This window comes from Streptomyces sp. NPDC047974, from assembly GCF_040653375.1.
In the GTDB taxonomy this organism is placed as follows: Bacteria; Actinomycetota; Actinomycetes; order Streptomycetales; family Streptomycetaceae; genus Streptomyces.
Genome location: NZ_JBEZNU010000006.1, coordinates 29,678 through 47,826, shown reverse-complemented (window position 1 = coordinate 47,826; position 18,149 = coordinate 29,678). Strand labels below are relative to the sequence as shown.

The following is an 18,149-nucleotide window of genomic DNA, read 5'->3' as shown; positions in this document are numbered from 1 at the left end:
AGCGTGCGTTGCAACATACGCAACGGGCGTTTCGTGCTGCACAACAACAGCGGTGAGGTTAGGCGCGCCCGGCGATCACGACAAGAGGTCTCGACCACTTCGCGCCCGCCGCGGGGCCCCGGAAACGCGGAACGGCCCCCGTCGCGCGCACCGCTGGTGCGCACGACGGGGGCCGTCCCCGACGAGGGTGGGCCGGGACTACTTCCCCTTGCCGCCCTTGTCCTTGTCCTTGTCGCCACCCGAGCCCATGGACTCGTAGATCTCCTTGCACATCGGGCAGACCGGGTACTTCTTCGGGTCGCGCCCGGGCACCCAGACCTTCCCGCAGAGTGCGACGACGGGAGTGCCGTCGAGGGCACTCGCCATGATCTTGTCCTTCTGGACGTAATGGGCGTAGCGCTCGTGGTCGCCGTCACCGTGGGACACCTGCGGCGTCGGCTCGACGAGGGTTCCCGTACCTGCCCCGCGCTCGGGCTCGAGAGTGCTCATGGGAACCAAGGGTACTGAACCCCGGGGCCGTCAGTTGAGCGAAGGGTCGTCGGGGTAGGTGGCGACCATGGCGAGGTCGCCGCGCTGGCGGCGCAGCACCTGGCGCCAGAGGGTCTCGGGGGTGGGCGAGGAGACGTCGCCGGGCTCGGACTCGACGACGTACCAGGCCCCCTCGGTGAGTTCGGCCTCCAGCTGGCCGGGGCCCCAGCCCGCGTACCCGGCGAAGATGCGCAGCGCGCCGAGGGCGGGTCCGAGGAGCTCGGGCGGGGCCTCCAGGTCGACGAGGCCGATCGCGCCGAAGACCCGGCGCCAGCCGAGCGGGCCCTCGTCGCCGGGGATGACGGCGAGGCCGAGGGCCGCGTCGAGGGAGACGGGCCCGCCCTGGAAGACGACGCCGGGCTCGCCGGCGAGACCGGCCCAGGGCGCGAGGACGTCGCCGACGGTGACCGGGGTCGGGTGGTTGAGGACGACGCCGAGCGAGCCCTCGTCGTCATGGTCGAGCAGCAGCACCACCGCGCGGTCGAAGTTCGGATCCGCGAGGGCGGGCGTGGCCACGAGCAGCCGTCCTGTGAGCGAGGACACCTCGGTCATGCGACACATGATCTCGCATCTTCGGCGCGTGCGGGGGTTCTCGGGCGGAATCCCGGGAAACCGGGGAAGGCGGGGGCGAGCCTCGCAGGTGGGAAGGGGCGGGACAGGACCGCCCGGACCGCCCGCCCGGGACAACCGGACGGTGACGCTCCGCAAGATCGCGGGAACGGAGGGTGTTGTGCCGAATTCATTACATCTGACAGGCACCCCGACCGGCCCGATCAGGGTCCAATGGCCCCTTACCCTTTTCTCTGGCCACCCGACCGACGACTCCGGAACGCGAGATTCATGACCGGCACAGACAGTCACGATGTACTGCTCGTCCATGGCGGAACCCCGCTGGAGGGCGAGATCCGCGTTCGCGGCGCGAAGAACCTCGTGCCCAAGGCGATGGTCGCCGCCCTGCTCGGCAGCGGCCCCAGCAGACTGCGCAACGTGCCGGACATCCGCGACGTCCGCGTCGTGCGCGGCCTGCTCCAGCTGCACGGCGTGACGGTCCGCCCCGGCGAGGAGCCCGGCGAGCTGGTGCTCGACCCGACGCACGTCGAGTCCGCCAACGTCGCCGACATCGACGCCCACGCCGGCTCGTCGCGCATCCCGATCCTCTTCTGCGGCCCGCTGCTGCACCGCCTCGGCCACGCCTTCATCCCGGGCCTGGGCGGCTGCGACATCGGCGGCCGGCCCATCGACTTCCACTTCGACGTGCTCCGCCAGTTCGGCGCGACCATCGAGAAGCGCGCCGACGGCCAGTACCTGGAGGCCCCGCAGCGCCTTCGCGGCTGCAAGATCCGCCTCCCGTACCCCTCGGTCGGCTCGACCGAGCAGGTGCTGCTCACCGCCGTCCTCGCCGAGGGCGTCACCGAGCTCTCGAACGCGGCCGTGGAGCCGGAGATCGAGGACCTCATCTGCGTCCTGCAGAAGATGGGCGCCATCATCTCGATGGACACCGACCGGACCATCCGGATCACCGGTGTCGACAAGCTCGACGGCTACACCCACCGGGCGCTCCCGGACCGCCTGGAGGCGGCCTCCTGGGCGTCCGCGGCGCTCGCCACCGAGGGCAACATCTACGTGCGCGGCGCCCAGCAGCGCTCGATGATGACCTTCCTCAACACCTACCGGAAGGTCGGCGGCGCCTTCGAGATCGACGACGAGGGCATCCGCTTCTGGCACCCGGGCGGCTCGCTGAACGCGATCCACCTGGAGACCGACGTGCACCCCGGCTTCCAGACCGACTGGCAGCAGCCGCTGGTCGTCGCCCTGACGCAGGCCTCCGGCCTCTCCATCGTCCACGAGACGGTGTACGAGTCCCGGCTCGGCTTCACCTCGGCGCTGAACCAGATGGGTGCCCACATCCAGCTGTACCGCGAGTGCCTCGGCGGCTCCGACTGCCGCTTCGGCCAGCGCAACTTCCTCCACTCGGCGGTCGTCAGCGGCCCGACGAAGCTCCAGGGCGCCGACCTGGTCATCCCCGACCTGCGCGGCGGCTTCTCGTACCTGATCGCGGCACTCGCCGCCCAGGGCACCAGCCGGGTCCACGGCATCGAGCTGATCAACCGCGGCTACGAGAACTTCATGGAGAAGCTCGTGGAGCTCGGCGCCAAGGTCGAGCTGCCGGGCAGCGCGCTCGTCTGAGCCCTCCAGGGGGCCTGGGAAGGGCATACGGAAGGGCGGCCACCCCGGAGGGGGTGGCCGCCCTTTTCGTGCGCCTACAGGCCGCTTACTTGCCCTTGGCGGCTTCCTTGAGCTTCGAGCCCGCGGAGACCTTCACGCTGTAGCCGGCCGGGATGTTGATCGGGTCGCCGGTCTGCGGGTTACGAGCGGTGCGAGCGGCACGGTGGGTGCGCTCGAAGGTCAGGAAGCCGGGGATGGTGACCTTCTCGTCGCCCTTGGCGACGACCTCACCGACGGTCTCGGCGAGGGCGGCCAGCACGGCGTCGGCGTCCTTGCGGGTCACCTCGGCGCGGTCGGCCAGCGCGGCCACCAGCTCACTGCGGTTCATGTTGTTACTCCCGTGTTCTTCTTGCCTGTGAGGCGTGAGATCGAAGCCGATGCTGCCAGGGGCCTCGGACAGTCCCCGGACTCGGGTCTGCCTCTCGTGGATCCCTCGCGCCCTGGGGGTTCCCCCCTGGACGAAGTCCTCGGGGGAGCATCCTGCCCCCACCAGCGGCGGGAACGCCAATCCGGCACCCTCTGGGGTCACACGAAAAGCGCCCGAGGCCCCTGGTGGTGACGTAGCGTCGACTCCCCGCAAACGGTGCGGAGCCGAAAAGCCACCCTAAAGGCGGGTTTACGACTCCGCGAATCGCGACACGCTCAGGCGCCCGCGGCCGCCGCCTTGGCGGCGTTCCTGACGGCCCCGGCGACGGCGCCCGCGACCTTGTCGTTGAAGACCGACGGGATGATGTAGTTCGGGTTCAGCTCGTCCTCGGTGACGACGTCCGCGAGGGCGCTGGCGGCGGCCAGCATCATCTCGGTGTTGACCGTGCGGGACTGCGCGTCGAGCAGACCGCGGAAGACGCCCGGGAAGACCAGCACGTTGTTGATCTGGTTCGGGAAGTCCGAGCGGCCGGTGGCGACCACGGCGGCGGTCTGCCGGGCGGCGGCCGGGTCGACCTCCGGGTCGGGGTTCGCGAGCGCGAAGACGATGGAGTCCTCGGCCATCGCGGCCACGTCCTCGGCGCCCAGCAGGTTCGGGGCCGAGACGCCGATGAAGACGTCGGCGTCGACGACGGCCTGCTTGAGGGTGCCGGTGACACCCTCCGGGTTGGTGTTGTCGGCGATCCAGCGCAGCGGGGAGTCCGCCGGGGCCGCCACCAGGTCCTCGCGGCCGGCGTGCACGACGCCGTGGATGTCGGCGACGACCGCGTGCTTGACGCCCGCGGCGATCAGCAGCTTGAGGATGGCCGTGCCGGCCGCGCCGGCGCCCGACATGACGACCTTGACGTCGCCGATGCCCTTGCCGACCACCCGGAGGGCGTTGGTGAGGGCGGCGAGGACGACGATGGCGGTGCCGTGCTGGTCGTCGTGGAAGACCGGGATGTCGAGGGCCTCGCGGAGCCGGGCCTCGATCTCGAAGCAGCGCGGCGCGGAGATGTCCTCCAGGTTGATGCCCGCGAAGCCGGGGGCGATGGCCTTGACGATCGCCACGATCTCGTCGGTGTCCTGGGTGTCCAGGCAGATCGGCCAGGCGTCGATGTCGGCGAAGCGCTTGAAGAGGGCGGCCTTGCCCTCCATGACCGGCATGGCGGCCATCGGGCCGATGTTGCCGAGGCCGAGGACGGCGGAGCCGTCGGTGACGACCGCGACGGTGTTGCGCTTGATGGTGAGGCGGCGGGCGTCCTCGGGGTTCTCGGCGATCGCCATGCACACGCGGGCGACGCCCGGGGTGTAGATCATGGACAGGTCGTCACGGTTGCGGATGGGGTGCTTGGACGCCATCTCGATCTTGCCGCCGAGGTGCATCAGGAACGTACGGTCGGAGACCTTGCCGAGGACGACGCCCTCGATGTCCCGCAGCCGCTCGACGATCTCGTCGGCGTGCGCGGTGGAGGTCGCGGCGATGGTGACGTCGATCCGGAGCTTCTCGTGACCCGAAGCGGTGACGTCGAGGCCGGTGACGGATCCTCCGTGGGACTCGACCGCCGCCGTGAGCTGCGAGACCGCGGTGCCGCTCGCGGGCACCTCCAGCCGGACCGTCATCGAGTACGAGACGCTGGGCGCCGTTGCCATGGCCGGATTCCTCTGCTTTCCCTAGCTTCGTTGCTACCCCGCCCCGGCTGGTTGCCCTGGCGGCGCCCTCCGATCGTCGCACCTACCCACGGGTAGCAGGTAATGCGGTCATTTTGTTTTCGGAAAGTAGTTTCCACCATACGAGAGTCTCGTGAACAACAGAAGAGGCCCCGGTCATCGGAAGACGACCGGGGCCTCAACTTCGTATGTACGTCTAAGTGACACCGACCCGCCATGCTCGCCTCGCGGCAAGTGGTCCCTCTGAGGGACGAAGGTTGGGCCCGGGGGCTTGGATCGAGCCGGTGTCACGACCAGGCTAACAAACCCTCCCCGAAGGTGATTCCCCCGGCGCGTGTTGACCGGAAATCACCCCCGGAGGGGCCTGGCCTCAGTCCCGCAGCAGGTCCGGGACCCCGGCCTCGTCCGGCAGGTCCCGCTCGCCCGAGAGCACCGTCAGCGCCTGCGTCGAACGGGTGAGGGCCACGTACAGGACGCGCAGGCCGGCCGGGGACTCGTCCGCGATCTCGGCCGGGGAGACGACGAGGGTGGCGTCGTACTCCAGGCCCTTCGCCTCCAGCGAGCCCAGCGCGACCACCCGGTCGCCCAGGCCGTCGAGCCAGCGGGCGGCCTCCGCACGGCGGTCCATGGCGACGACCACGCCGACCGTGCCCTCGACCTCGGCGAGCAGCCGCTCCGCCTCGGACCGTACGGCTCCGGCCAGGCCGCCGCCCGCGCCGACGGCGACGAAACGGGGCTCGACACCGGTGGAGCGGACCGCCCTCGGCGACTCCTTGCCCGGCATCGCCAGGGCGAGGACCTTGGCGGCCAGCTCGGCGATCTCCGCCGGGTTGCGGTAGTTCACCGTCAGCTCGAAGCGGCGGCGGGGCCGGGAGCCCAGCGCCTCGTCGCGGGCGGCGGCCGCCTCGTCCGGATCGGACCAGGAGGACTGCGCCGGGTCGCCGACGATCGTCCAGGTGGCGTGCCGGCCGCGGCGGCCGACCATCCGCCACTGCATGGGCGTCAGGTCCTGCGCCTCGTCGACGATGACGTGGGCGTACTCGGTGCGCTCGGCGGCGAGCCGCTCGGCCCGCTCCCGCTGGGTCTCCTCGCGCACCGGCATCAGCTCCTCCAGGCCGGTGAGCTGGTCCAGCGGGTCGTACTCCCGCTTCCGCTTCGGCCGGGCGGGGGCGCCGAGCAGGGTGTGCAGCTCGTCCAGGAGGGCCACGTCGTGGACGGAGAGGCCCGGGCGGCGCAGCGAGCGGGCGACCCGGCGGACCTCGCCCGGGTTGAGCACCCGGCGGGCCCAGCGGCCGAGCCGCTTCTCGTCGGCCATGGCGTCGAGGACCTGACGCGGCGCCAGCTCGGGCCACCAGGCGTCGAGGAAGCCGAGGAAGGAGTCCTCGGTGGAGACGTCCTCGTCGAAGGAGGAGCGCAGCTCGGCGGCGAGCTCGGGGTCGCTGTGCCGGCCGGCCGCGCCCGAGCGGGAGTAGAGGGCGTCGAGGAGCAGCCGGCGGGCGCGGGGCCGCAGCAGGTTGACGGGGGCGGTGCCGGAGAGCACGTTCTGCCGGATCCGCCGCAGGTCGGCCTCCTCCAGTTCGAGGCGGCGCCCGAAGGCGACGACGCGGAGCAGCTTCGGCGAGTCGGGCCGGTCCAGGGCGCCGCGGGCCGCCTTGCGGAGCACGGCGAGCATCCGCGAGGAGCCCTTGACGCGGGAGACGGCGGGCTCGTCGTACGCGTCGGCCACGGCTCCGGCGGCGTCCTCGGCGAGGTTGCCGAGCGCCCGGATGGCGACCTGCCCCTCCTCGCCGAGGGAGGGCAGCACGCCCTCGGTGTACGAGACGAGCAGCGGCGTCGGCGAGACGATGAGGATGCCGCCGGCGTACCGCCTGCGGTCCTGGTAGAGCAGGTACGCGGCCCGGTGCAGCGCCACGGCCGTCTTCCCGGTGCCCGGCCCGCCCTCCACGTACGTGACGGAGGCGGCGGGCGCGCGGATGACGAGGTCCTGCTCGGCCTGGATGGAGGAGACGATGTCCCGCATGGTGTGGCCGCGGGCCTGCCCGAGGGCGGCCATCAGCGCGCCGTCGCCGATGACGGGCAGCTCGGCGCCGCCGAGGCTCGCCTTCAGCTCGGGGCGCATCAGGTCGTCCTCGACGCCGAGGACCCTGCGGCCCTTCGACCGGATGACCCGGCGGCGCACGACCCGGCCCGGCTCCACGGGCGTGGACCGGTAGAAGGGCGCGGCGGCGGGCGCGCGCCAGTCGATGACGAGCGGCGAGTAGTCGGCGTCGAGCACGCCGATGCGGCCGATGTGCAGGGTCTCGCCGATGTCGGCGGTGCCGTCGGCCCGGATGGCGTCGTCGGCGGGCTCCACGGAGGTGTAGGCCCCGTCGGGCCCCTTGACGCCGTCCTTCCCCTCCAGCAGGTCGATCCGCCCGAACAGGAAGTCCTCGAACTCGTTGTTGAGCCGGTTCAGGTGGACCCCGGCGCGGAAGACCTGGGCGTCGCGCTCGGCGAGGGCGCCGGGCGTGCCGACGTGTCCCTTCTGCGCGGCGTCGTTCATCAGGAACTCCGCCTCGTGGATCTTCTCCTCCAGGCGGCGGTAGACCTGGTCCAGATGTTCCTGCTCGACGCCGATCTCACGGTCTCTGACCGTGTCGACGGCTTCCTGCGCGGCCACTAAGGCCCCCTTCTGACGTGCACTGGGCAGCCGTCAAAGGTACGCCACCGGTGGCCGCCGTGTCAGGCGAGGGGCGGCGGCCGATCGTGCAGGATCCGCTGGAAGAGGTGGTGATCGCGCCACGCGCCGGCGATGTGCAGGTATCGGGGCGCGGTCCCGATCCGCTCGAACCCGGCCTTGGCGAGGACGCGCTGGGAGGCGTGGTTGTCGAGCAGGGTGGACGCCTCGATCCGGTGCAGCCCGAGCTCGTCGCGCGAGGCGCGCAGCACCTCGGCGACGAGGAGGGAGGCGATGCCGCGCCCGGTGCGCTCCCCGTCCACCCAGTACCCGAGCGACGCGCTCCGGAACGGCCCCAGCACGATGCCCGAGAGGATCGCGGCCCCGACGATCCGCTCCCCCTCGACGGCGAACCACCGTCGGCCGCCGTCGGCCAGCCGCTCGGCCTGCGCCTCGGCGGTGTAGTACCGCTCGGGCCGGTACGGCTCGGTGGCCCGCATGTGCCCCCGGTTGCGCCCCAGCGCCTCCGCGAGCGCCCCCGCGTCCTCGGCCTCCGCCGCCCGAACCCCCACCACGACATCCATCCGGGCAAGGTACCCGCCGCCGTTCCGTCGTGGCCACGCGTTCCTCCCCCGGAGGGGGTACCCCGGGCGGGACGCCCGCCGGGGGCGACGGGATCAGCTGGTCGGGTCCACCGAGAGGCGGTAGCCGCGTTTGACGACGGTCTGGATGAGCTTGGGGGTGCCCAGGGAGGCGCGGAGACGCGCCATCGCCGTCTCCACGGCGTGCTCGTCCCGCCCGGCGCCCGGCAGCGCCCGCAGCAGGTCCGCCCGCGAGACGACCCAGCCCGGGCGGCGGGCCAGCAGCCCGAGGAGGGCCATGCCGGCCGGCGGCACGGGCCGGAGCGAGCCGTCGACGAGCACCGCGTGGCCCCGGATCTCGACGCGGTGCCCGGCGACCGGCAGCACCCGCGCCCGCGCGGGCAGCTCCGTGCAGAGGAGCTGCACGAGCGGCCCGAGCCGGAACCGTTCGGGCTGGTGCGTGGGGATGCCCTCGGCCTGCAGCGGCAGTGCCGTCACGGGCCCCACGCACATCGCCGGCACCTCGTGCCGCAGCGCCTCCACGAGCCGCTCCCGCACCCCCCGCTCCGCCGCCCGTGAGAAGAGCGAGGCCGCCGCCGGCGCGCTGGTGAAGGCGACCGCGTCGACGGAGCCGGAGAGGACCGCGTCGAGGAGCCGGTCGAGCGGCCCGAGGTCCTCCGGCGGCATCCAGCGGTAGACGGGCACGCCCACCACCGTCGCCCCGGCCTCGGTGAGCGCCTCGACGAACCCGGGGAGGGGTTCGCCGTGGAGCTGGACGGCGATCCGCCGCCCGTCGACGCCTTCGGCGAGGAGCCGGTCGAGGACCTCGGCCATGGACTCGGACGAGGGCGACCAGGACTCGGTGAGCCCGGCGGCCCGCACCGCGCCCTTGACCTTGGGCCCGCGGGCGAGGAGTTCGACCCCGCGCAGCGCGTCGAGGAGCTCGGAGCCGTACCCCCAGCCCTCCGCCGCCTCGACCCACCCGCGGAAGCCGATCGCCGTGGTGGCGACGACGACGTCCGGCGTGTCGCCGATGATGTCCTTGGTGGCGGCGAGGAGTTCGGTGTCGTCGGCGAGGGGGACGATCCGCAGCGCGGGGCCGTGCACGACGGCCGCGCCGCGCCGGCGCAGCAGGGCGATGAGTTCGTCCGCGCGCCGGGCCGCGGTGACGCCGACCGTGAAGCCGGCCAGGGGTCCGTGTTCGTGCTGGTCCATGGGCATCGAGAGTGGCGCGGACGCGTGACAGTCGGGGTTCACGCGTATTTCCTGGCCGTTACGGTACGCGCCCTGCACCGCCGCTCACACCTTCGCGTATCCGGGCCGGGACTCCGGCTCCTCGGCGGACTCGGCGGTGTCGGGGACGACGGGCGGGCGCCGAAGGTATACCGCCCAGGTGACGGCCATGCAGGCGGCGTAGAAGGCGAGGAAGGCGACGAAGGCGGCGGTGCCGCTGCCGACGGTCTGGAAGGACTGCCGGAAGGCGAGGTTGATGCCGAGGCCGCCGAGGCCGCCGACGGCCCCGATGAGGCCCATGGAGGCGCCGGAGAGCCGCCGTCCGTACGCCTCCGCGGGCTCGCCGCTCAGGCCCTTGCGGTGCCCCTGGGCGAGGAAGATCGCCGGGATCATCTTGAAGGTGGAGCCGTTGCCGAGGCCGCTGAGGACGAAGAGGGCGATGAAGCCGACGAGGAAGACGGCGAGCGACTCGATGACGGAGGCCCAGATGACGATGCCGGTCGCGGCGGACATGGCGGCGAAGGTGGCGAGGGTGATGCGGGCGCCGCCGTGCTTGTCGGCGAGGGAGCCGCCGAAGGGGCGGATGAGGGAGCCGAGGAGGGGGCCGATGAAGGTGAGCGAGGCCGCCTGGAGGGGCGTGCGGCCGAACTGGGTCTGGAGGACGAGGCCGAAGGCGAAGCTGTAGCCGATGAAGGAACCGAAGGTCCCGATGTACAGGAAGGCCATGATCCAGGTGTGGCGGGCCCGCACGGCCTCGCGGAAGGCGCCGGTGTCGTTCTTCACGGGCGTGAGGTTGTCCATGAAGAGCGCGGAGCAGACGGCGGCGACGACGATCAGCGGCAGGTAGACGCCGAGGACGATCCTGGGGTGCAGGGCGCCGGCGGTGCCGATGACGAGGAGGCCGACGAGCTGGACGACGGGGACGCCGATGTTGCCGCCGCCGGCGTTGAGGCCGAGCGCCCAGCCCTTCTTCCGGAGCGGGAAGAAGGCGTTGATGTTGGTCATCGAGGAGGCGAAGTTGCCGCCGCCGACGCCGGTGAGCGCCGCCACCAGGACGAAGGTGGAGTAGGACGTGCCCGGTTCCATCACCGCGTAGGCGAAGCCGGTGGGCAGGAGGAGCAGCAGGGCGCTGAAGACCGTCCAGTTGCGTCCGCCGAAGCGGGCGACGACGAAGGTGTACGGGATGCGGATCAGCGCGCCGACGAAGGTGGCGGTCGCGATGAGGAAGAACTTGCCGGCGGGGTCGACGCCGTATTCGGGCCCCATGAAGAGGACCATCACCGACCACAGGCTCCAGACGGAGAAGCCGATGTGTTCGGAGAGGACGGAGAAGGCGAGGTTGCGCCGGGCGATCCGTTCGCCCTTCTCCCGCCAGAAGGTCTCGTCCTCCGGCTCCCAGACGTCGATCCAGCGCCCGCCCATCTCGCACCTCCAGGGTGTGGGATCCGGTTCCGGATCCTCCTGGGAACGAACGCTAGGAGTACCTCGTTTCAGTCCGGTGCCGTGAGGTGACGCCGACGGAACCGTGCTCTCACCCGCCCGCCCCGGTTCCTGTGAGCGGCAGCCCCGGCTCCCCCTCCGGGAGCCAGGAGCCGGCCGGGCGGTCGTGCCAGCCCTCGCGCCGCGCCAGTTCGGCGACGGCCTCGTGGAGGGCGTCGAGGGCGGGGTGGCGCAGGCCCTTGCGCCAGACGAGGCTGACGGGCGAGAGCGGCACGGGGTCGACGAGGGGGCGCAGGACGCAGCCGGGCATGGGCGGGAAGCCGACGACGGCGAGGACCGGGTGCCGGTGTTTGGCCATGATCCGCTGGAACTCCTCCTTGCCGACGGCGAGCGGCGCGGGCGGCGCGAGGTGGATGCCGCGGCCGGCGAAGAGCCGGGTGGCGAGGTCGGTCCACTCGGGGGTGCGGTCGTTCCCGGCGCCGGCGTAGAGGCGTTCGCCGGCGAGCCGGCCGAGCGGCACCTCGGGGAGGGCGGCGAGCGGGTGGTCCTCGGGCAGCACGACGGCCATCGGCTCGTACCGCACGAACCGCGCGTCGAGCCGGGCCCGGAGCCCGGGCGCGAGCCCGCCGTAGCGGCCGAAGGAGGCGTCGAGCCGGCCGGCCAGGATCTCCCGCGCGGCACCGGTGAGCCCGGACTCGAAGCGGGCCATCAGCTCCTGGTCGGGGGCGAGTTCGCGGGCGCGGCGCAGGATGCGGTCCTGGACGAGGCCGGGCGAGTTCAGGTCGACGAGGAGGGGGCGGGCGCCGGCCCGGAAGGCGTCGCGGAGCGCGTCGTGGGCGTCGAGGACCCGGCGGGCGTACGGCAGGAGCCGTTCGCCGTCCGGGGTGAGCGCGACCTGCCGGGTGGTCCGTACGAACAGCTGGGCGCCCACCTCCCGCTCCAGGCGCCGGACGTCCCGGCTGAGGGCCTGCTGGGCCACGAAGAGCCGGCCGGCGGCCCGGGTGAAGTGGAGCTCCTCGGCGACGGCGGTGAAGGCGCGCAGCAGCCGGGGTTCGATGTCGTACGGTGTGGCCACCCGCCGCATTCAACAACACGGGTGCGTGAATCGCGACCCGATGGGTGTTGGACGGTCCGGGCGGCCGGGCCGGAGCCTGGTTCCATGCCCCCTCAGCTCCTCGTCCCCACCCCGGCGGGCCCGGGCCTCGCCCCCCGCTACCGCGAGCGCCCCGCCACGCCGCCCCGCAATCCGTACCTGCGGCTCTTCACCCTCCCCGGTACGCGCGCGTTCACCGCCGGGAACCTGATCGCCCGGCTGCCCTCGGGGATGTCCGGCATCAGCGCGGTGATCATGATCTCGGCCGGGTACGACTCCTACGCCCTGGCCGGCGCGGTCACCGCGACCGGCCTGGCGGCGGGCGCGCTGACCGCGCCCTGGATCGCCCGGCTGATCGACCGGCACGGTCAGGCCCGGGTCGCCGTCCCCGCCGCGGCCGTCGCCGCCCTGGGCCAGCTGGCGCTGCTGCTGTGCGTCCGGGGGCACGCGCCCGCGTGGGCGCTGTTCTGCGCGATCGCGCTGACCGCGACCACCCCGAACACGGGCGGCATGTCCCGGGCCCGCTGGGCGCACCTGCTGCGCGGCGACGCGGCCGCGCTGCACACCGCGAACTCCTTCGAACAGGCCGCCGACGAGCTGTGCTTCATGCTGGGCCCGGTGCTGGCGGCGGTGGCCTGCTCGGCGTTCTTCCCCGAGGCGGGGACGCTGGTGGCGGCCGTCCTGCTGCCGGCCGGCGTCCTGCTCTTCGCCGCCCAGCGCTCGACGGAGCCGCCGGTCGCCCCGCGCACGGCGGCGGGCTCGCCGCTGCGGGCACCGGGGATGGTCCCCCTGCTCGTGGTCTTCCTCGCGACCGGCGCGATCTTCGGTTCGATGGAGGTGACGGCGCTGGCGTACGTCGACGGCCCGGCCGCCGGCCCGGTGCTCGCCCTCCAGGCGGCGGGCTCCTGCGCGGCCGGCCTGCTCTACGGCCGGGCCCGCCGCACCGCCGGCCTGCGCCTGTGCCTGGCGGCGATGACGCTGCTGATGGCGGCCCCGCTGCTGATGGCACTGACGGGTTCCCTGCTCGCCCTGGCGGCCGGTCTGCTGGTGGCGGGCATGGCGACGGCCCCGACGATGGTCACGGGCATGGGCCTGGTCCAGAGGCTCACCCCGCCCTCCCAGCTCAACGAGGGCATGACGCTGGCCGTGACCGCCCTCCTGGCGGGCGTCGCCGCCGGCTCGGCCACCGCCGGCTGGACCGCCGACCACGCCCCGTCCCCCGTCGCCGGCTTCCTCCTGCCGGTGACGGCGGCGGCCCTGGCCCTGGCCCTGTGCGCGACGACCGGCGTCGGCCGCCGCACCCGGCCGACTCACGGTTGACGCCGAGGGTGGCCGACACGACAGAGGCCCGGCGGTCGCTCGCGCGACCACCGGGCCTCTGCCCACATGGGATGAGTGGAGATGGCGGGAATCGAACCCGCGTCCAACGGTGCGGAACCAGGGCTTCTCCGTGTGCAGTCCGGTGCGATTTTCTCAGCCCTCCGAATCACCCAGACAAGTCCGGAACGGGCTCAGTCACTGTTTGATTTCCCTCTTCACCCCGTGACCGGGATCAAGGTTTAGTCCCCTTCATGATGCCAGGATCCGGGTCGGGAACAGCCCCGGGCTGACACTTCGCAAGTCGCTACTTAGGCAGCGAGGGCGAAGGAATCGCGCTTGGTGTTGGCGATTATTGGTTTCGGCGCGTGGTTTACGAGATCATTGCCGCTTCCTCGACACGCTTCCCCTGCTTCGACATCCGCTGTCGAAACCGATCATCCCCATGTTGTTTTTTCAATCCGTGCGCCCTCGGTGGGGTGCGTGGCCCATGGTACGTGACCGGCGGGCCCGGTTGCCAGCGTATTAACGCTCCTGGGCGCGCTGGCGCCGCTTCGCCGACGCGATCGCCCGCGCCGTCTCACGGGTGTCCTGCTTCTCCCGCAGCGTCTGCCGCTTGTCGAACTCCTTCTTGCCCTTGGCGAGCGCGATCTCGCACTTCACCCGGCCGCCCAGGAAGTACAGCGCGAGCGGCACGATCGTGTGACCGGTCTCCGACGCCTTCTGCTCCAGCTTGTCGATCTCCGCCCGGTGCAGCAGCAGCTTCCGCTTCCGCTTCGCCGAGTGGTTGGTCCAGCTGCCCTGCATGTACTCGGGCACGTGGATGTTGTACAGCCACGCCTCGTGGCCCTCGATCTGGACGAAGCCGTCCACGAGCGAGGCCCGCCCCATCCGGAGCGACTTCACCTCCGTGCCCATGAGCGCCACGCCCGCCTCGTACGTGTCGAGGATGAGGTAGTCGTGGCGCGCCTTCTTGTTCTGCGCGATGAGCTTGCGCTCGGGCCCCTTGTCCTGGGCCTTCTTGGCAGGCTTGCCCTGCACGTTGACGAGTCCCTTAGCCATAGTGCGGTCATTTTCGCACTACGAGCCCCCTCCGAGGCCACTCAATACCGTGCGGGCCCGCTCCTCCGCCCCCTCCCCGGCCGGCAGGTCGGGTGCGATGCCGCGCCCGTCGACCTCGTGCCCGGCGGGGGTGCGGTAGTGGCCCACGGTCAGCTCGGCGACCGAACCGTCCGGGAGGGTGCTCGGCATCTGCACCGAGCCCTTGCCGAAGGTCCGGGACCCGACGGTGACCGCCCTCCCCCGGTCCTGGAGCGCCCCGGTGAGCAGCTCGGCCGCGCTCATCGTGCCGCCGTCGACCAGCGCCACCAGCGGCCGGCCGGTGTCGCCGCCCCGCTCCGCGTACACGGCCCGCTGCTCGCCCTCGACGTCGTAGGTGGCGACGAGCCCGCCGTCGAGGAAGGCGGAGGCGGCGGAGGCCGCCTCGTCGACCAGGCCGCCGGAGTTGCCGCGCAGGTCGAGCAGGACGCCCGCGCCGGCCGGGGCGGCCCTGACGGCCTCCCGCACCCGGGCTCCGACACCCTTGCTGAAGGCGGCGACCCGGATGACGACGGTCCGGGCGTCGGGCCGGGAGACGGTGACGGGCTCGGTCGTGAGCCGTTCCCGGCGCAGGACCTGGGTCCAGGTCATGCCGCCGCGCCGGATCCGGAGGGCCACGGTGGAGCCGGGCACGCCGTCGCCGCGCAGCAGGGAGACGACCTCGGAGGCGGACCGGCCGTCGGTGACGCGCCCGCCGACCGCGAGCAGCCGGTCCCCGACGCGCACCCCGGCCCGCTCGGCGGGGCCGCCGGACCGCACCCGGGTGACCCGGACCCCGTCCTCCGCCGCGCCCGCGGAGAGGCCGACGCCGGTGTAGGCGCCGTCGAGGGACCGCTCGAACTCGGCGTACTCCCGCCGGTCGTAGACCGCGCCCCAGCGGTCGCCGCTGCGGCTGACGAACTCCTCGGCGGCCTGCTTGCCCGACTTGCCGTCGGCGACGGCCTCGGCGGCGAAGCGGTGCAGCGCCGCCCGGTCGAAGACGGCCCGGTCCCCGGCGCCGGTACGGGGCTCCCGCCCGGCGTCGTCCTCCCGGGGCAGCGCGCCGGTCGCGGCGCCGGTCGCGAGGACCCCGGCGAAGACGAGCGTGAGAACGGCCCCGCGGACGACACCGCGGGGCCGGAGACAGAGGGGTGCGCGGCCGGCCGGCATGGCGCCCACTCTAGGACAGGGCGGCGGCGCCACAGGGGCTTTGGCCCGAGGACGCCATCCGCCGTCAGGGGTCTCTTCTCACACCTTCAGGTACTTGCGCAGCGCGATGAACGCGGCCACGGACGGCATCAGCAGTCCGATGACGATCACCAGCGGCAGCTGGGCGAAGACCACGTCCCAGCCGATGAAGTTCACCAGCGGCATCTGCTCGGCGAGGTTCAGACCGTGGTCGACGAGGAGGTACCGGCCGGCCACGAGCAGCACACAGGCGAAGGCGCCGCCGATGAGGCCCGAGAAGGCGGCCTCCATGATGAACGGCATCTGGATGTAGAAGCTGGAGGCGCCGACGAGCCGCATGATGCCGGTCTCGCGGCGGCGGCTGAAGGCCGAGACGCGGACCGTGTTGATGATCAGCATCAGCGCGATCACCAGCATCAGGAGCATGAGCGCGACCGCCGCGTAGTTGACGCTGCGCATCATGTTGAAGAGCGTCTCCAGGATGTTCCGCTGGTCCTGGACCGACTCGATGCCGTCGCGCCCCTCGAAGGCGGTGGCGACCACCTTGTACTTCTCCGGGTCCTTCAGCTTCACCCGGAACGACTCCGGCATCTGGTCCGGCGTGATGACGGACGCGATGGCGGTGTCGCCGTACTGCTCCTGGTACCGCTTGAAGGCCTCCTCGGCCGACTCGTAGTAGACGTTCTCGACGATGCTCAACTTCTTCAGATCGGCCTCGATCTGCTTCTTCTGGTCCGCCGTGACCGCGCCCTTGGCGCACTTGTCCCCGTTGGTCGCGTCGGCCTTGGTGCAGAGGTAGATCGAGACGTTGACCTTGTCGTACCAGTAGTCCTTCATCGTGTTGACCTGCTCGCGCATGAGCAGGGCACCGCCGAAGAGGGCCAGCGACAGGGCCACGGAGACGATGACGGCGAAGGTCATCGTCAGGTTGCGCCGGAGGCCGACGCCGATCTCGGAGAGCACGAACTGAGCGCGCATGGTGTTCTGGTTCCCCCGCCGTCAGTGCTGGTAGCCGTAGACGCCGCGCGCCTGGTCGCGGACGAGACGGCCCTTCTCCAGCTCGATGACGCGCTTGCGCATCTGGTCGACGATGTTCTGGTCGTGGGTCGCCATGACGACGGTGGTCCCTGTCCTGTTGATGCGGTCGAGCAGCTTCATGATGCCGACGGAGGTCTGCGGGTCGAGGTTGCCGGTCGGCTCGTCGGCGATCAGCAGCATCGGGCGGTTGACGAACGCGCGGGCGATCGCGACGCGCTGCTGCTCACCACCGGACAGCTCGCCCGGCATGCGGTCCTCCTTGCCGCCGAGGCCGACCAGGTCGAGCACCTGGGGGACGGCCTTGCGGATCTCGCCGCGCGGCTTGCCGATGACCTCCTGGGCGAAGGCGACGTTCTGCGCGACCGTCTTGTTCGGCAGCAGGCGGAAGTCCTGGAAGACGGTGCCGAGCTGGCGCCGCATGTGCGGCACCTTCCAGTTGGAGAGTCGGGCGAGGTCCTTGCCGAGGACGTGCACCTGCCCAGTGCTGGCGCGCTCCTCCCGCAGGATCAGCCGGAGGAAAGTCGACTTTCCGGAGCCGGAGGAACCGACGAGGAAGACGAACTCCCCCTTCTCGATCTCCAGGGAGACTTCCCGGAGCGCGGGGCGGTTCTGCTTCGGATAGGACTTGGAGACGTTGTCGAATCGGATCACGGATGCACCACGGTCGGCCGGGAGTAGGTGTGCGTGACCTTACGCGAACCGGGAAGCCCCGCGCAGTCGCGGTCCTGGCTTGCGTGCTTTATCCTTTTTCGCCCTCGGGGGCGGGGCGGGGGCGTTTGCGGCCGGGGCGCGCCGGAACCCCGCGGAGCTGGCACAGTGGTAGGGGGAACGTCCGGATGGTGCCGGACGTTGTCCTGGTGTGAGCCCCGTGCGGGAGGAGGAGAGCGTATGACCTACGACCGACTGGTGTGCGCCAACTGCGCGGCCCCGGTCGCCGAGGGTCGTTGCCCCGTCTGCCGGGCCAATCGTGAGCGCCTGGCACCGCAGGGCCTGTCCCCCGCGATGGTGCTGACGCTGGTGATCGCCCTGTTGGGCACGCTGGCGCTGCTGGCGGCGGTCCGCACGGTCTGAGCGGAGCACGAGCCGGAAAGCGGAAGGGCGAAGGGCCGGGGAGCAAGCCTCCCCGGCCCTTCGTCGTGCTAGCGCCTACGCGACTCAGGCAGCCGCGCCGCGACCGCCGGCCACCAGGCGCGGCAGGAAGCGGAAGCCGATGCCACCGGCGATCATGGTGGCGGCACCGATGATCAGGAAGGACGTCTCGGCCGCACCGGTCTCGGCGAGCTCCTCCTTGGCCTCGCCCTGCTGGACCGGCTGGGAGCCGGCCTGCTGGGTGTCGGTGTTGTTGTTGGAGCCGGTCGAGCCGTTGGAGCCGGTCGTGCCGGTCTCGACGCACTCGACGCCGTCGAGGTCGACGGTGCAGTTGCCGGTGTCGCCACCGGTCGTGGAGGAACCACCGGTGGTGCTGGTGGCGCCCGAGTCCGACGTGGAGCCGGAGTCGTTGCCCCCGTTGCCGTTCCCGTTCGAGCCGTTGCCGTTCCCGTTGGAACCGTTGGAACCGGAACCGCTGGAGGAGTTGCCGCCGTCGGTCGAGGCACCACCGTCGGTCGAGGCACCACCGTCGGTGGACGCGCCACCATCGGTCGAAGCGCCACCGTCCGTGGAGGCACCACCGTCGGTGGACGCGCCACCGTCGGTG

At 72.0% G+C, this 18,149-nt stretch carries 16 protein-coding genes, 1 other RNA gene and 1 pseudogene; 3 read left to right on the top strand and 15 right to left on the bottom strand.

Annotated features, from left to right (window positions below; all coding sequences use genetic code 11):
* Positions 1-198 precede the first annotated feature (198 nt).
* Entirely contained in the window at positions 199-489 is a 291-nt protein-coding gene (locus tag AB0E19_RS11065; RefSeq protein WP_037879418.1) for a DUF3039 domain-containing protein, read from the bottom strand.
* Positions 490-519: 30 nt separating this feature from the next.
* Positions 520-1,080: a YqgE/AlgH family protein gene (locus tag AB0E19_RS11060; protein WP_360610682.1), complete on the bottom strand. Its 561-nt coding sequence runs from the start codon at positions 1,078-1,080 to the stop codon at positions 520-522.
* A gap of 288 nt (positions 1,081-1,368) precedes the next feature.
* Here AB0E19_RS11060 and murA point away from each other — a divergent pair, with 288 nt between their 5' ends.
* Positions 1,369-2,715: a UDP-N-acetylglucosamine 1-carboxyvinyltransferase gene (gene murA, locus AB0E19_RS11055; protein WP_362176710.1), complete on the top strand. Its 1,347-nt coding sequence runs from the start codon at positions 1,369-1,371 to the stop codon at positions 2,713-2,715.
* Between the two features lie 85 nt (positions 2,716-2,800).
* Here murA and AB0E19_RS11050 read toward each other — a convergent pair whose 3' ends face one another.
* The 7 genes from AB0E19_RS11050 to AB0E19_RS11020 all read right to left on the bottom strand — a co-directional run bounded on the left by AB0E19_RS11050 (position 2,801) and on the right by AB0E19_RS11020 (position 11,815).
* Positions 2,801-3,082 (bottom strand): HU family DNA-binding protein, encoded by a 282-nt coding sequence (locus AB0E19_RS11050; protein WP_017237029.1) that lies wholly within the window; start codon positions 3,080-3,082, stop codon positions 2,801-2,803.
* 314 nt (positions 3,083-3,396) lie between these two features.
* Positions 3,397-4,812 (bottom strand): NAD-dependent malic enzyme, encoded by a 1,416-nt coding sequence (locus AB0E19_RS11045; RefSeq protein WP_362176706.1) that lies wholly within the window; start codon positions 4,810-4,812, stop codon positions 3,397-3,399.
* 388 nt (positions 4,813-5,200) lie between these two features.
* Positions 5,201-7,489 carry a UvrD-helicase domain-containing protein gene (locus tag AB0E19_RS11040; RefSeq protein ID WP_362176703.1) on the bottom strand — a complete coding sequence of 763 codons (2,289 nt, stop codon included), beginning with the start codon at positions 7,487-7,489 and terminating at the stop codon, positions 5,201-5,203.
* A 62-nt stretch (positions 7,490-7,551) separates the two neighbouring features.
* Positions 7,552-8,070 carry a GNAT family protein gene (locus AB0E19_RS11035; protein WP_362176700.1) on the bottom strand — a complete coding sequence of 173 codons (519 nt, stop codon included), beginning with the start codon at positions 8,068-8,070 and terminating at the stop codon, positions 7,552-7,554.
* Positions 8,071-8,163: 93 nt separating this feature from the next.
* The gene (locus AB0E19_RS11030) at positions 8,164-9,282 is read right to left on the bottom strand and encodes a uroporphyrinogen-III synthase (protein WP_362176697.1); all 1,119 of its coding nucleotides are present in this window, start codon (positions 9,280-9,282) and stop codon (positions 8,164-8,166) included.
* 84 nt (positions 9,283-9,366) lie between these two features.
* Complete coding sequence (locus AB0E19_RS11025; RefSeq protein WP_362176694.1) at positions 9,367-10,722, bottom strand: nitrate/nitrite transporter; 1,356 nt, start codon at positions 10,720-10,722, stop codon at positions 9,367-9,369.
* A 109-nt stretch (positions 10,723-10,831) separates the two neighbouring features.
* Positions 10,832-11,815: a LysR family transcriptional regulator gene (locus AB0E19_RS11020; RefSeq protein WP_362176691.1), complete on the bottom strand. Its 984-nt coding sequence runs from the start codon at positions 11,813-11,815 to the stop codon at positions 10,832-10,834.
* Positions 11,816-11,899: 84 nt separating this feature from the next.
* Here AB0E19_RS11020 and AB0E19_RS11015 point away from each other — a divergent pair, with 84 nt between their 5' ends.
* Positions 11,900-13,153 (top strand): MFS transporter, encoded by a 1,254-nt coding sequence (locus AB0E19_RS11015; RefSeq protein WP_362176688.1) that lies wholly within the window; start codon positions 11,900-11,902, stop codon positions 13,151-13,153.
* A 73-nt stretch (positions 13,154-13,226) separates the two neighbouring features.
* Here AB0E19_RS11015 and ssrA read toward each other — a convergent pair.
* The 5 genes from ssrA to ftsE all read right to left on the bottom strand — a co-directional run bounded on the left by ssrA (position 13,227) and on the right by ftsE (position 17,104).
* Positions 13,227-13,595, bottom strand: a transfer-messenger RNA (tmRNA) gene (ssrA, locus tag AB0E19_RS11010).
* Between the two features lie 80 nt (positions 13,596-13,675).
* Complete coding sequence (smpB, locus tag AB0E19_RS11005) at positions 13,676-14,212, bottom strand: SsrA-binding protein SmpB (protein ID WP_360610701.1); 537 nt, start codon at positions 14,210-14,212, stop codon at positions 13,676-13,678.
* 18 nt (positions 14,213-14,230) lie between these two features.
* Complete coding sequence (locus AB0E19_RS11000) at positions 14,231-15,397, bottom strand: S41 family peptidase (protein WP_362176684.1); 1,167 nt, start codon at positions 15,395-15,397, stop codon at positions 14,231-14,233.
* Between the two features lie 78 nt (positions 15,398-15,475).
* Positions 15,476-16,393, bottom strand: coding sequence for a permease-like cell division protein FtsX (ftsX, locus tag AB0E19_RS10995; RefSeq protein ID WP_362176681.1), 918 nt, complete (start codon positions 16,391-16,393; stop codon positions 15,476-15,478).
* Positions 16,394-16,414: 21 nt separating this feature from the next.
* Positions 16,415-17,104: a cell division ATP-binding protein FtsE gene (gene ftsE, locus AB0E19_RS10990; protein WP_031008389.1), complete on the bottom strand. Its 690-nt coding sequence runs from the start codon at positions 17,102-17,104 to the stop codon at positions 16,415-16,417.
* A 237-nt stretch (positions 17,105-17,341) separates the two neighbouring features.
* Here ftsE and AB0E19_RS10985 point away from each other — a divergent pair, with 237 nt between their 5' ends.
* Entirely contained in the window at positions 17,342-17,524 is a 183-nt protein-coding gene (locus AB0E19_RS10985) for a hypothetical protein (protein WP_362176677.1), read from the top strand.
* 84 nt (positions 17,525-17,608) lie between these two features.
* On the opposite strand, the pseudogene AB0E19_RS10980 reads toward AB0E19_RS10985, so the two are convergent.
* Positions 17,609-18,149, bottom strand: a pseudogene (locus AB0E19_RS10980) (hypothetical protein); the annotation flags it as partial.